Raw genomic sequence first — 14,000 nt, forward strand, 5'->3', positions numbered from 1 at the left:
CATGACCAAGCGTAACGAGGCGCCCGATGAAGGGCAGGTGCAGGACCTGCGCCCACGCCAGGTCAGGCTGACGAGCGATATGAGCCTGCCGAAGCTGTCGGCGGTCGAAGTCGGCAGCTATGTGGTCGCGCTGTTCGCGATGTGGGCCGTGCTGTACCTGAAGCTGCTCGGTGCGCTTCTCGCGGGCATGCTTGTCTATCAACTCGTTCACACGATAGCCCCGCGTATCGAGCGACATATGTCGAGCAAGCGGGCGCGCTGGCTGTCGGTGGTGCTGTTGTCGGTGGTGATTGTCGGCGGGCTGACTGGATTTACGCTCGGCATCATCGGGCACTTCGAGAACGATGTGCCCAGCGTGCAGGCGCTGCTCGACCAGGCGATGCAACTTATCGACCAGGCGCGCGGCCGCTTGCCGGAATTCGTTGCCACCTACCTGCCGGTCGACACCGACCAGATGAGACAGAAGGCAACCATGCTGATGCAGACGCATGCGAGCCAGTTGCAGCAGGGCGGCAAGAGTGCCGCGCGGGTCTTCACGCATGTGCTGATCGGCATGATCATTGGCGCGATCATCGCGGTCGGTGCGCAAAAGCAATCGCAGCGGCTGCCTCTGTCGACGGCCTTCGTCACGCGCGTGAGCCGGTTCGCCGATGCGTTTCGCCGCATCGTCTTCGCACAGATCAAGATTTCGCTGTTGAACGCGGTGTTTACCGGTTTGTTCCTGCTCGTGCTGCTGCCGTTGATGCATGCGCAGCTGCCGCTATCGAAGACGCTGGTGATGGTGACGTTTATCGTCGGATTGCTGCCGGTGATCGGCAATCTGATTTCGAATACGTTGATTGTCGCGGTGGCGTTGTCGGTGAGTTTTCCGGCGGCGATTACGTCATTGGGCTTTTTGATCGTGATTCACAAGCTCGAGTATTTTTTGAATGCCCGGATTGTGGGTGGGCAGATCGAGGCGCGAGCGTGGGAGTTACTGGTCGCGATGCTGGTGATGGAGGCTGGGTTTGGGATTCCGGGGGTGATCGCTGCGCCGGTGTTCTATGCGTATATCAAGCGTGAGTTGATTTATTTGCGGTTGGTGTAGGTTTTGGGCTTTGCCTATGCTGACGCCGGCTCGGCGGTGACTGTCTGCGGCAAATGTTCCTCCAGCATCTTCACGACAAGTTGTGTCTTCGTGGGAACGGGTCGTGCGACAGGAAGTAGCGCATGCAAGTCAAATCCGGGGACAAGATAGTTCGGCAACAACCTGATTAGCTTCCCGGTCTTCAGTGCGTCGAGACATACGATTTCCTGAAGCACCCCAATCCCGACACCGTTGAGCAGTAGCTGATACACCGGGCCCCAATGGCTGACTGAAGCGACGATATTGATAGGAGTCGGTCGTACTGCTTTGTGTCGATTCAGGAGATGAAGTTGTCCATCGCCGAAGAGTCCAGCAACGCGAATAAAGGGATGTCCAACCAGCTCGGTCGGTTCTTTGGGCAGACCGTGCTTCTCAACATATTCCGGAGAGGCCACGAGAACCCGGCGGATATGGCCGAGGCGCCGCGCCACAAAATTTCCATCTCCCATTTGACCGAGGCGCAGCGATATATCCACTCCTTCCGTGACCGGATCGGTTACCTCGTCATTCAGTATTAAATCGATATGCAGTTCAGGGTTTTGATCCCGAATGATTGCAATGATGTCGGGTAAAACAACATCCCCGAGCCCATGAGGCGCTGCAATCCGTATTCGTCCCCTGACTATCTTATTGCCGACTGTCACAGCCGCTTGCGCCTCGTCGGCCGCGTCAAGAACGACCTTGCTCTTTTGATAGAAAAGCGAGCCTTCGTCCGTGCAGGATAGGGCACGTGTACTTCGCAGCAGGAGCTTGACGCCGAGATGCCGCTCAAGGCGCTCTATCCGGTCGCTGACTGCCGGTTGGCCCAGACCAAGATCTTTCGCGGCTCGCGATAGATTACCTCGCTCAACAACCCGCACAAAAATACGCATTGCGGCTAGCAAATCCATGATTTTCCCAGCGGTTTTTTGAGCATCGTAACGAACCTGTCATTCATCAGTATCTCTGATAGCTGAGATTGAAAGCGCGAATCTACTCTCAAGTGAGACCGTCGGCTACTGTGGGCACCAAGTTCAATCGGTAGAGGTCCCGCATGTCGAAATTAAATTTGAAGTCATTAGGCCCATGCCTGCTCGCGATCGCGATCGATGCAATGGGATTTGGTCTGGTCTATCCGATCATGGCCGCCATTTTCTCCGATCCTCACTCAGGAATTATCAGCGCAGACGCCAATCAACATCTGCGCAATTTCTACCTCGGACTCGGATATGGCGTCTATCCACTGTGCATGTTCTTTGGTTCGTCGCTGATGGGCGAACTGTCTGACGGATATGGGCGCCGGAAAATTCTGCTGCTGTGCGTTTTCGGTCTGGCGCTCAGCTATCTGTTGATGGCGGTGGGCGCGTTGATGCCGAGCATTGCGCTCCTTCTCATCGGACGTGGTCTGAGTGGCTTGATGGCAGGATGCCAGGGCATCGCGCAAGCGGCCATTACCGATGTGAGTACGCCGGAGACCAAGGCGTACAACATGAGCATCATGTCAATCGCGTTCAGTGCGGGCGTCATCGTCGGGCCGGTGCTCGGTGGTGTGACCTCGGATCGGACGATCGCGCCGTTCTTCAACTACGGTACGCCGTTTCTGCTCGTCGCCGCGCTGTCGGTCGTGTGCGGCCTCTGGACCTTCTGGTTCTATCGCGACGCCGTCGCACCCAAAGGCGGTGCCCGCATCGATCTGTTGCTGCCGCTGCGCATCATCTACGAAGCGGGCAAACACCATCGCGTGGCGTTTCTCTCCGTCGTGTTCTTCCTGATGCAGGTCGGCTACGGCCTCTATCTGCAGACCATCATGCTGGTGCTGCAGACCCGGTTCCAGTACACCAGCTCGCAACTGGGTCTGTTCAGCGGCCTGATTGGTATCTGCTTTGTATTCGGGCTGATGGTCGTCGTCCGGCTGATGTTGAAGGTGTGGGGCGTCGTCGACATCGCGAAGACCGGGCTGCTGATTGCCGGCATCGGACAGATTCTCTCGGCGCTGCTGCCACACGAAGGCATGCTGTGGGCGCTTGGCATGGTGGTGGGCTGCTTCGACATGGTCGCCTACACGACGATGTACACCGCTTACTCGGACGCTGTCGCCGTCGAGCGGCAAGGCTGGGCACTCGGCGTCGCCGGATCGGTGATGGCGATTGCATGGGTAGTGACGGGCTTCCTGACCAACCTGTTGCCCGTACTCGGCGAACTCGGCCTGCTGACGGTGGGTGGTGTCAGCTTCATTCTCAGCTTCTTGATGATGATGGCGTACGGCCGCAAGTGGTCGAGGCCGACCGTGCGTGTCGGTACGCGCGTCTACGACTGACCTTGGGCGGTTGCGACGTGCCGCTCGTCTCTCAACATTGAAGGATCAACATGCTGACTATCGCTAAGGAAGAACAACGCTACGACATGGTCATCGTTGGAGCGGGTGTCGCCGGTCTGTACATGCTATATCGCGCCATGAAAGCTGGATTGACCGCGCGCCTGTTCGATGCGGCCGGCGGTATCGGTGGAACCTGGTATTGGAACCGCTATCCCGGCGCTCGTGTGGACATCGAGAGCTTCGAGTACTCGTACTCGTTCTCAGACGAACTTCAGCAGGAATGGCAATGGTCGGAACGCTACGCTTCGCAACCTGAACTGCTGCGCTACCTCGATCATGTCGCGCAACGCTTCGCGCTCCATGAACACATCCAGCTCGATACGCGTATCGATTCAGTCGTTTTTGACGAAGCACGTGCTGAATGGACGGTCGAGACACAGACGGGAGAAACATTCCAGGCATGCTTCTGCGTCATGGCGACCGGTTGCCTGTCTGCGCCGAAGGTACCCGACATCCCCGGATACGGGCGCTTCGCGGGCGAGAGCCACTTCACGTCGCGCTGGCCACATGAGGCGATCGAGTTTGCCGGCAAACGGGTTGGCGTGATTGGTACCGGCTCGTCGGCGATCCAGCTGGTTCCAGTCGTCGCTCAATCGGCCAGCCACCTGACGGTTTTCCAGCGCACGCCGAACTACAGCATTCCGCTTCGCAATCGCCCGATGGATGCTGCGTATGAGAAGCACATGAAAGCGAACTACGCGGCATTGCGTGACATGGAGTGGCGCTCGTTTGGCGGTTTCGTCTGCGTGGGCGGCGAGCCCCGGCAGCCGCTTCAGTGCTCGGCGCTGTCGGTGTCGACCGACGAGCGTCGGCGTGAGTATGAAGCGCGCTGGGAAGCGGGCGGGCTGTGTTACTACACGTCCTACAGCGATCTACTGACGAACGATGAAGCTAACGCCACGTTATCGGAATTCGTGCGCGCGAAGATTCGCGAGAAGATCAACGATCCCGCCATCGCGGACAAACTTGTTCCGCGCGATCATCCGATCCTCGCCAAGCGCCTGTGTGCAGATAGCGGTTACTTCGAAACCTTCAATCGCGACAACGTCTCGCTCGTCGATCTTCGGGAAGGGCCGATCGAAGCGATGACGGAACGCGGCATCGTCGTAGGCGGTGTCGAAATCGAACTCGACATGATCGTGTTTGCAACGGGATTCGATGCGGTGACCGGGGCCTTGCTGAACATCGATGTTCGCGGCCGGCACGGTCAGTCTTTGCGAACCGCATGGCACGAAGGACCGCAGACGTATCTGGGTCTGATGAGCGCCGATTTTCCGAATCTGTTCAATATCGCGGGCCCGGGCAGTACCGCATCGCTGAGTAGTGCGATTCCGTGCGACGAGCACCAGGTCGACCTGGTCGCGAAGCTCGTCGAACGCGCGCGGCGTGCTCGCAGACCGGTCGTCGAGCCGACCCACGCGGCCCAGGCTGCATGGACCACACGGATTCTTGCCATCGCGGAAGGGTCGCTGATCCATCGCGGCAATTCATGGTACGTCGGTGCCAACGTGCCAGGTAAGCCGCGCGTGGTGTTGCTGGATCTCGAGGGATTCGACTCGTATATGGCTTTCTGCGATGGCGTTCTGGCGCGCGATTATGAGGGGTTCGTGTTTGGTGAGGTAGAGGCACCCAAAGTCGGGATCGAAAAGCTGGTCGCGGTTTGACGTCGGATTACGCACTTCGCAAACGACGTCGTCAGGCAGCGACGTCACGTAGCCCGTGTCTGATCAGCGCGACGTCGTCGTACCCGTAGTTCCATCGGAGCTCCTCATCCGCTTCGATCTCATTCGCTGCGAAGAAAGCGACGAGCGAAAGCGGTATCCCGTTCGCTGTCTGGCACCTGAACGACTGCGCATGCACGTTATGAGGCCGGGTATCCTGGGCGACAGCTCGTCCTGTGTCGTCGAACAGCAGCATCGTGTTCATGAGGCTCAGGATATTTTCCCCATTCACGAAATAGTCGGGTCCACCGGGAGCGGTCACCTTCGCGAGATAGCGTTTGTCCGACAACATGATCAGGCTCTCGCTGTCCAGCAACGTACCGCCATAGACGCCTATGCAAGTGCCTTCGGCAATGTGGTGTCTGGCAAACACGCCCCATTGACCCATCAGTGCGCGTTCCTGCGGCTGAAGCAAATCGCTTTCGATGATTGGCCGGCAATAGAGATTCCCGGCATACAAACTCGCGCGATCCGCGTTGGACGACGCCGGATCGACGTAGGGCTTGATCCGATCGGATTGAGCCTGACTGAGATCGTTAGCGGGATCCGCATCGATCGTCACAGCGGCCTGCTCGCCATCGAGCCAGCGGAACGGATAGGCTCCGTCCAGCTCAACGTCGTAACTGCGCCTTGGGTCGGTGAACTCGTTGGGCGCGATGCTCCACAAGACGTGGTCCACCGTGGCCAGTACCAGGTTAAACAGGCGCAGTTCGTGCCTCGCACGCACTGTGGGATCGCAATCTTCGGGGCTGGCAAACGACGGCGGTCCGATCTCGCTGCTCGCCTTCTCAACCCACGGCCAACTCGGGTTCCAGAAGAGATCGCTTCCGCCGAGCGTATTGAGTACCGCCCAACTCTCCTGAGAGATGAGCCGCTGACTTTGCTGAAGCATCTCGCGGGTCATCGACCAGAATGCGTCCTTTTTCGCCGTTACGTCGCGCGTCTCATGGATTGCCGCAAATTGCCGTAGTACCTGCGCCTCTAGCGCATGTATCTGATCATCGGCGGAGCGATATCGCGCGACGGTTTCCGCCAGCCCGGTGAGGTCTGGGTCGAGGGCGCGAGCGTTCGTTATCGGAGATGAGGTGGGTGTCGACATGGGCATTCTCCTCAGCGATATTCCGGGTCGAGCATTGACGCAACGTTACCCGGAAAATCGCTACCGATCGGTTTTATCTCCAGATTGTCGCGCTTGAGCGGCGAAGCTCAGCCAGGAGATGTGACGTGGATCTAGCGATTCCATCGAGAGAGTAACGCGCAGATTGGCGAGCCACCAGGTGAGCTTCGCAAACCGGCAAAGAATTTCCGATTGTGTTTCGATTCGCCATGTCGGCTGCGGGTTCTAGCTCGCCTGCCGGCTATCCTTAACATTGGTGACCGTAGATGAGCCCGCGTCAGCAGGGCGATCGCATACGCCAGCGTCCGGGCATCTAGCAATGGTGCGAATCTTTCACGTGCCTGACATGCAGAAAACGCCCACGATGCCAGATCGGACATTCTCACCTTTCGGCGTCACGGGCATCGGGAACCTGTGCGCCCTCGGCGAACTGCGACCAGGTGCATGTGTTCCTGCGAGTGCAGGGTCTGGTCGTCGGGCACTCCTTTGAGCGAACGGCCGGTCTCTGGAATTCTGGAAGATCGCTACGCGGGTTTATCAAAGCCCGTACCCGCACGATCACTGCACGTTGAAATGCACCCGCACGTCGCGACGACTTTCGACCGGATGTCCGTTGTCTAGCGCAGGGAAGAAGCGCCAGTTGTGTAGTGCTTCGAGCAGAATCTGATTGAGGCGTGGATTCTGTGTCGGCTTGATCAACTCCACATCGCAGGTTCCATCGACGTGAACCGCGAAGCGCGCAATTGCTACTGTCTGATAGGCGACTTCGCGCAGATCGTCGGGTAGTTCGGGCAACGGTTGCGATAGCAGGCGTGCTTCGGCGAAACCGGTTGGTTTCGGAGTATCGGTGGCGGCAGCGGCAGCGGCGATGGGCTGGGTTGGAGCGGCGCTGGGTGCATGTGCTGTGGGTGCCTCAGTGGCTGCGGCCGCCGGCGCTGGCGATGGGGCAGGCTCCGCAGGCGCCTCCGTCCGCGAACGATGTGCCACCGCAAGCTCGCGTACTGCAGGCTGCGATGGGTGGGGCGCGGTCGTATGGGGCGGCGATTCAACGGGAGACGGCGCAGGCGATGGCGATGGAGCCGGCGGTAGTTCGACCAGTTGCATCTGCAGCGCGGGCGGCGGCGTGACGGATTTCGCGTCGTCGCCGAGCCATCCACCGATCCGCATCAGCAGCAACGTCCACACGATTGCCGCAACAACGAACGCACCGGCAAAACGTGCGCCCGATCGGTCCATCACCGCGAGCATGTACCGCATACCGCTATTCACGATGCACGGCGACGAGGAAATGCTCGGCACCTGCCTGACGCGCGGCCAGCATCGCCTGCACGACGATGCCGTGCGACGCCGCGTCGTCGGCGGCGACGATAACGTTGCCGTCGCGCTGCAGCAGCTTCGCGACCGCCTGCGTCACCTGATCGAGCCGCACCGGTTGACGGTTGATGTAGATCTGGTTGGTGCGCGTGACGGCGAGTGTCAGCGGTCCGTCCGCGGACATCTGTTGCGCCCGGCCTTGCGGCAGATCGACGCGCACGGCGTCGAGCCGTTGCATCGCCAGCGATGTCAGGATGAACGTCGCAAGCAGGAAGAACATCACGTCGATCATCGGAATGATCTCGATGCGACCGCGCTTTGATGCGCGCGTGCGACGCAGCTTCATGACCGCGCCGAGCCCGGTTGTCCCGCCAGATGGACATCGGCGTTGCGCTCCTCCACGAGACGCATTTCGCCGAGGCACTCGTTCGAGAACGATTCGAGCTCATCCATCAGCCGGTCGATACGGCGCGACAGATAGTTGAACGCGAACAATGCGAGCAGTGCGATGACGAGGCCGATCGCGGTCGCGATCAGCGCCTGTGCGACGCCGCCCGAAACGCCGGCGGGATTGACCAGACCGTCGCCACCGATCAACCGGAACGAATGCATCATGCCGACGATCGTCCCGAGCAGCCCCAGCAGCGGCGCAGCCGTGACGATCGTTTCGAGCAACCAGAGGCCGCGGCTCATGTCGCGTTCTATTGCGGTGGCAGCGGTCTGAAGCCGCGCTTCGATTTGCCAGAGCGGCGCACGGCCATCGAACAGCCGGCCGATGCGACGTAGTGCGTGTCGCTGCGGCAGTGCCTCGTGGATGCTGGCGAGGCGCGCGTAGCCCGCATGGTTCTCCACGTCTCCCGCCAGGTTCGATTCAGACATGCGCGCGAAACGCCACAGCGCGTATGCGCGGTCGAGCACAATCGCGAGCGCGAGCACGGCGAGCAGCGTCAACGGATAGATCACCCAGCCGCCGAGGCGCAACGCATCGGCGAGACTTGTCCAGTCATTCATCTTTAGTCCTTGCGCGCGATGCGTCAGAAGTGTTTCGTGATGCCCGCATAGATCGCGCGCTGCGGACCGTACTGCGGTGCGCCGACGCCGATGCCGGAGCCGTCGCGCAACTGGTACACGCGCCCGAATGCGTTCACAAGCACGAGACGGGCATCGACTTTGCCGATGTACGGTTCATTGAGGTGCTGGATCACGCCGAGATTGATCTGCGCATACCAGGGAAGCTTGTCGGTATTCGCAAAGCCGCTGCGCAGTCCGCTGCCAACAATGCCGTCAGCGGTCAGCGTAGTCTGGCCAAGCGTGTACGAGCCACCGAACGACGCCGTCACGCGCTGATCGTGATCGAGAAAGACGGAGTTACTCGCGATGAAGTTGAGTTCGTCCTGCCCGAAATTGAACTGCGCCGACTCGATGTTCTTGCCCTGCGCTCGGCTATACGCAATGTTCAAATAGGCGGAGACGTTGTCCTGCCGGTAGCTCGTGGTGAATTCGAGCCCGTACACGTGACCGTACTGATAGTTGAACGGCGTGTAGATCAGCGCCGATCCGAATTGCCCTTCGTCGAGCAGATCGGACGCCTTCTTGTAGTACGCGTCGAGCCCGACAGTCAAGGCAGGCGTGAGCCGCTGCGTGACGCCGATGTCGAAATAGTGACTGCGTTCGGGCTTGACCGGGTTGTTCTGCGACGTCGGGCTCTGGTTCGTCGTACCGTTGAACAGGCTCACCGTCGAATTCGACACGAGTTCGAACGCGGGCGGCGTGAAATAGCGCGAGTAGCCCGCATGGATCGTGGTCGCATTGGTCGGCTGGTACACAAGCCCGATTCGTGGGCTCAACTGGCTCGCCTGCACGTATTCGTCCATACGGTCGTAGCGCAGCCCGTAGTTCAACGTGAGCTGGCTCGTCAACTTCCACTCGTCCTGCACGTAGGCGCTATACAGGTAGCCGGTCTTGTGGCTCGAATCGTTGATCGTGAACGGCACGTCGGATAACTGACCGCCGTCGGCATTCGTAGCGAAGACAGAGACGCTGTCGTCGAACACGGCGTGTTCCTGCTGGAACATGAGCCCCGCGCGCACCGTGTGCGTATCGTTCAGACGCCAGGTCGTATCCGCCTGCACGCCGTTCGCGCGATTGCTGTGGAAGTCCTTCGACGCGACGCCATTGAACATCAGATCGCCGATCGGATCGGGATTGAACTGGGTCCGCGTGTACCGTGTGAAGAGCGCGACCTGATAGTCGAGCGCACCGCCGTTCGTGCCTTGCAATGCCAGCACGGCGAAGTTGTTCAGCTCCGACTGGGTCTCGTTGAGATCGGCTGAATTGAACGACGTGCGGCCGTCCAGTGTGAATTGAGTCGGCAGGTTTGGCGTATTCGGAATCTGGAACTGGTTGCTCGCGGTGCCGAACATCAGGCTTACGCGTGTGAGCGGATTGATCAGGTACGACATGTAGCCGAACCCGTTGCCTTGCCGCGTGTGATCGTGCGGCGGACTGCCATCGGCGGTTGGCGATTCGATACCGAGGTTGTTCACGCCGAGCGAGCCCGTGAAGTAGTAGCTGAACGGTCCCTGCGAACCGAAGACGTCGGCGCTGGTCTTCAACGTCTGGCGACTGCCGCCGTAGACATCGATCGATCCGCCGTTGCCGGTGTCGCCGGATTTCGTGCGAATGTCGACGACGCCGGCGATGCGATAGCCGTACTGTGCCGGCAGTGCACCGGTAATCAGGCTCACCTGGTCGACGATGCGCGTATCGAACGACTGGCCGAAACCGCTGATGGGCTCCGGCACGACAATGCCATTGATCCGGTATTGCAGGTCTGCGTGGTCGCCGCGTACATGAAGCTGGCCGTAGGAATCGTTGGCCACGCCGGGTGCCTGCAGCAGCACCTGGTTGAGCGGCGTGTTAGCGCCCTGCGGCAGCGTCGCGATGTCGGCCTGCGTGATCCGGTACACGCTGGCACCGACTTCCGGCAACAAGCCGTTGCGCGCACGATCGAGACGCTGCGCGTTGACGGTGACGTCGAGCGTGGCGTCCTGTTTCAGCACCACGTTCAGCGGATGAGGCGCCTGCCCGGCTTCGACTGTCGCGATGCTGGTAGTACTGCCGAAGCCCTTTGCATCGATAGTTGCCGAGTAAGTACCGGCTCCGACGCCAGGTAGACCGAAGCGACCGTCGCTGCCGGTTTGCGTATGGCCGACTGTATTCCCGCTGGCATCCTGAATCGATACCTGTGCATTGGCGACGCCGTGTCCTTGCGCATCTGTGACGGTCCCAGCGAGTTCGGCGGGGGTGCCGGCGGCAAAAACATGAGCGGAAAATGCCTGAGCGAACAGCAGCATGCTGGCGCGCGCAATCAACGTGCGATGGTTCATTTTTCTGGTTCGGAGCGGGTGGAAAGAAAATGCGGGCGTGCGACGGCAGCGCGATGCCCGGGCGGCTCATCGCGATGTCATGAAACGAGGTCGAACGAAATTTTTACAAGATGTTATAACATAACAATTGCGCGTTGCAATCGAAATGATGGCGGCTATTTCCGCTATCCAGCCTCGTTCGCGAGTGCTACACGCGCCTTGGCTTCCGGGCTGCCGTCGACAAAATATTTCGCCGACCAGCGGTTGTCCGGCTGCAGGATCAGCCGTTCGCGCGTGCCGTGTTGGCGTTGTTCTTCGATGGCGATTGCACGTGCCCGGTAGTGCTCATACAAACGTAGAAATTCCGCGAGATAGATACCAGCGATCCGCTTGTCGCGAATCTCCAGCAGGTTTTCGTCGTTGTAGTGTTCCGAGTTCTGGCTCATGTTGGCCGAGCCCGAATACACGATAGGATCGGTGCCTTCCGCGTCGATCACGAGAAACTTGTGGTGCACGATGACCGGTGCGTATGGGGGTGCCTTCTCACCGGGGAACACCTGCATTTCCGGCGTGAAACCCTCCGGCGCGGTAGCAGGTGAAAAGTAGTTTGCGTCGATGACGTCGCGTTCGTCGCGGCTGCGGTGATACAGCTCCAGATTCGCCAGTTGCGTCGTGCCGACGATCTTGCCCTCGCGCTGCGCAGCCTCGGCCGCAACGGCGGATGTCGCGCTGATGTGATTGACGAGCCCGAACATCATCAGGTCGCGGGCGCCGGCACTGAAGCAGGCATCGCGCAACGGCGCGTCTGTCGGCATGAACAGGCAGAACATGACCGAGTGTTTCGCGCGGCCGATCGCGGCCACGATCGTGTCGATCTGCGTGCGCCGGTCTTTCGGTTCGGGCGAATAGCAGACGCGCACCTTTGCGCTTCCCACGGTCACACTGTCCGACCATCCCGGCGTGAGTTGTGCGGTGGCTGCGATCGTCGGGTTGCTCGACAGCGCTGCGGCGCGATCGCTATAGAACTGCGCCAGCTGCGGTGATTCGAACAGATGCAGCACGTTCGCCTGTTCGGTGATGCCTTCGGTGGTGAAGTTGGCGGAGCCGGTCAGCACGCGCGAGGGCGCCGTGCCCGCGTGCGCATCGCCGGCGACGATGAACTTGTCGTGCATGATGTGCGTCTTGTCGCGCGGCAGACAACGCGCGATGTCGCGCAGCGCATCGATAGCGGGCTGGTTCGGCGACGGCTCCGATGGCTTGCCCTTCATCTCGACCCGATGTGCGTCGTACACCACCGCGAGCGCGTCCTTGCCGTGCGCGTTGCCGAACACCTCGAATGCGGGAAGCGCCCATAGCGTGTCGGTCAGGTGATACACCGCCGATGCCGCCCGCGCTGCGCCGGCGAAGACGGTTTCGAACACCTGCTCCAGATCGTTGGCAAGCCAGGTGCGCAGACGTAGCGCCTGTTCTGCCGACGGCACGTCGCCCTTACCAATCCGCATCGCCGCCACCTGGTGCGCGAATGCCTGCGAACTCACCACGGCGCGATTGAACCACGTACCGATGCCGTCCTCGATATGCGCGGGCAGCGTCACCGAACAATGGCCGACATCGCCCTCGAGCCGCTGCGGTGCGGCCGGCGTGCCCACCACCGGATAGACATCGTAGGTGAAGGTCTTTTGCCGGTCTGGAGGATCGATACGCGCATCCCACCACATGAATTTCTGGATCGGCGCTTCGGTGGTCGGCGCATCGTGTTGCGGGTCGGCGGCGGGGCCCGCGAAGGTCACTCGGTTCGGCAGCCAGCTGCTGGCTTCGCGCGTATGTCCGCTAACGCTCAGGAATCCCGGTGTGCGCCGGATCGCAAAGCCGAGGAAGTCGCTGCGCGTATGGCCTTCGGGCCAGTCGAACGCAAGCAGTACGAGTGTCGGGGAAACATAGCTCCGAACGCTGACCTTCATCCTTCACCTCCGCCGTTATCGATCGGGTGAAGTATGCCCGCGCTGCTTGTTGAAAAGATGACGGCGAGGGGTCGTCCGAATGGCTAATCGTGAAAGACCCCCGTCCGATGATCTCAACTAAAAAGCCGCGTCAACGCATCGCGTGCATTGGTGACCAGTGCGCTTTCGCCAGGCCGCCCAGGTAGCAGATGAAACTCCACCGACGGCAACGCCGGCAACCCGCTACCCGCGGCACACGCCACGACACCCGCGCCAAGCGACGATTCGTTCAGACAGGAAATGCCCAGTCCCGCTTTCAGCGCGAGCAGCAATCCGGCCACCCCCGATGCCGAATGCGAAATCAGATACGGCACCTTACGTTCATCGAGCAGCTTCACGACGAAACGTTGCAACTGGCAGCTCGAGGGCAGCAAGACCAGCGGGTAGGGCCGTACCGCACGCGGATCGGTATCTGCCGCACTGACCCACAACAACTTCTCGCGGCGGACCACCGTGCTACGCGCGTGTGCACTGCCGCCCGACGCATGTCCGCGGCCGGGCGTAAGGAGCCGCAGCGATAGGCCGATATCGTAGGTCGTGTTGTCTTCGGCGCTGCTGTCGATGGTCGCGCTCGGCATCACCGTCACGTGCAGCCGCAGACGCGGATGCTGTTCGGAGAAAGCCTTTAGCACGCGGGCGATGTCGTGCGGACGGTAGTAGTCGGTGATCGCGATGCGCAGTTCGCCGTCGAGCGAGCGGCCTTGCAGGTCTTCGAGCGCCGCCTCGCTCATCGCCAGAATGCGGCGCGCGTGATCGAGCAGCTTCGCGCCCGCCGGAGTAGCGGTCACGCCCTGCTTGCTGCGCACGAAGAGCGGCTGGGCCGCGCGCTCCTCGAGCTTCTTGAGCTGCTCGCTTACCGACGACTGCGACAGAAAAACCCGCTCGGCGCCCGCCGACACGCTGCCCGCCTCGGCCACGGCGACAAAGGTCCGCAACTGGTTCAGATCGAATCCACGCTGGCTCATGATTCGGAATATCCGATGGAAGGTATCCTATTT

The 14,000-nt window shown here is 60.6% G+C and carries 11 protein-coding genes; 3 read left to right on the top strand and 8 right to left on the bottom strand.

The genetic code is table 11. The annotated features are described in order from the left end of the window. Position 1: 1 nt before the first annotated feature. Positions 2 to 1,087 (top strand): AI-2E family transporter, encoded by a 1,086-nt coding sequence (locus FNZ07_RS15670; RefSeq protein WP_091009741.1) that lies wholly within the window; start codon positions 2 to 4, stop codon positions 1,085 to 1,087. A gap of 14 nt (positions 1,088 to 1,101) precedes the next feature. On the opposite strand, the gene FNZ07_RS15675 is transcribed toward FNZ07_RS15670, so the two are convergent. Continuing rightward, positions 1,102 to 2,016, bottom strand: a complete 915-nt coding sequence (locus tag FNZ07_RS15675; protein WP_091009744.1) for a LysR family transcriptional regulator — start codon at positions 2,014 to 2,016, stop codon at positions 1,102 to 1,104. Positions 2,017 to 2,159: 143 nt separating this feature from the next. Between FNZ07_RS15675 and FNZ07_RS15680 the strand changes: the two genes are divergently transcribed. After that, positions 2,160 to 3,422: an MFS transporter gene (locus FNZ07_RS15680; protein ID WP_091009745.1), complete on the top strand. Its 1,263-nt coding sequence runs from the start codon at positions 2,160 to 2,162 to the stop codon at positions 3,420 to 3,422. 50 nt (positions 3,423 to 3,472) lie between these two features. Beyond that, complete coding sequence (locus FNZ07_RS15685) at positions 3,473 to 5,146, top strand: flavin-containing monooxygenase (RefSeq protein WP_091009748.1); 1,674 nt, start codon at positions 3,473 to 3,475, stop codon at positions 5,144 to 5,146. Positions 5,147 to 5,177: 31 nt separating this feature from the next. Here FNZ07_RS15685 and FNZ07_RS15690 read toward each other — a convergent pair whose 3' ends face one another. The 7 genes from FNZ07_RS15690 to FNZ07_RS15720 form a co-directional block, all read right to left on the bottom strand. Next, on the bottom strand, positions 5,178 to 6,302 hold the full coding sequence (locus FNZ07_RS15690; protein WP_091009751.1) for an SET domain-containing protein: 1,125 nt from the start codon (positions 6,300 to 6,302) through the stop codon (positions 5,178 to 5,180). Between the two features lie 576 nt (positions 6,303 to 6,878). Beyond that, positions 6,879 to 7,577: an energy transducer TonB gene (locus tag FNZ07_RS34290; RefSeq protein WP_281250529.1), complete on the bottom strand. Its 699-nt coding sequence runs from the start codon at positions 7,575 to 7,577 to the stop codon at positions 6,879 to 6,881. 4 nt (positions 7,578 to 7,581) lie between these two features. Beyond that, on the bottom strand, positions 7,582 to 7,980 hold the full coding sequence (locus FNZ07_RS15700; protein ID WP_091009754.1) for an ExbD/TolR family protein: 399 nt from the start codon (positions 7,978 to 7,980) through the stop codon (positions 7,582 to 7,584). Next, positions 7,977 to 8,645 (bottom strand): MotA/TolQ/ExbB proton channel family protein, encoded by a 669-nt coding sequence (locus FNZ07_RS15705; RefSeq protein ID WP_091009756.1) that lies wholly within the window; start codon positions 8,643 to 8,645, stop codon positions 7,977 to 7,979. The genes FNZ07_RS15700 and FNZ07_RS15705 overlap by 4 nt, the downstream gene beginning before the upstream one ends. 23 nt (positions 8,646 to 8,668) lie before the next feature. Further along, positions 8,669 to 11,023: a TonB-dependent receptor gene (locus tag FNZ07_RS15710; RefSeq protein WP_091009759.1), complete on the bottom strand. Its 2,355-nt coding sequence runs from the start codon at positions 11,021 to 11,023 to the stop codon at positions 8,669 to 8,671. Between the two features lie 164 nt (positions 11,024 to 11,187). Next, positions 11,188 to 12,963: a phospholipase D-like domain-containing protein gene (locus FNZ07_RS15715; protein WP_091009761.1), complete on the bottom strand. Its 1,776-nt coding sequence runs from the start codon at positions 12,961 to 12,963 to the stop codon at positions 11,188 to 11,190. A gap of 113 nt (positions 12,964 to 13,076) precedes the next feature. Beyond that, positions 13,077 to 13,967 carry a LysR family transcriptional regulator gene (locus FNZ07_RS15720; RefSeq protein ID WP_091009764.1) on the bottom strand — a complete coding sequence of 297 codons (891 nt, stop codon included), beginning with the start codon at positions 13,965 to 13,967 and terminating at the stop codon, positions 13,077 to 13,079. Between the last annotated feature and the right edge of the window lie 33 nt (positions 13,968 to 14,000).

The organism is Paraburkholderia megapolitana (assembly GCF_007556815.1).
Classification (GTDB): Bacteria; Pseudomonadota; Gammaproteobacteria; order Burkholderiales; family Burkholderiaceae; genus Paraburkholderia; species Paraburkholderia megapolitana.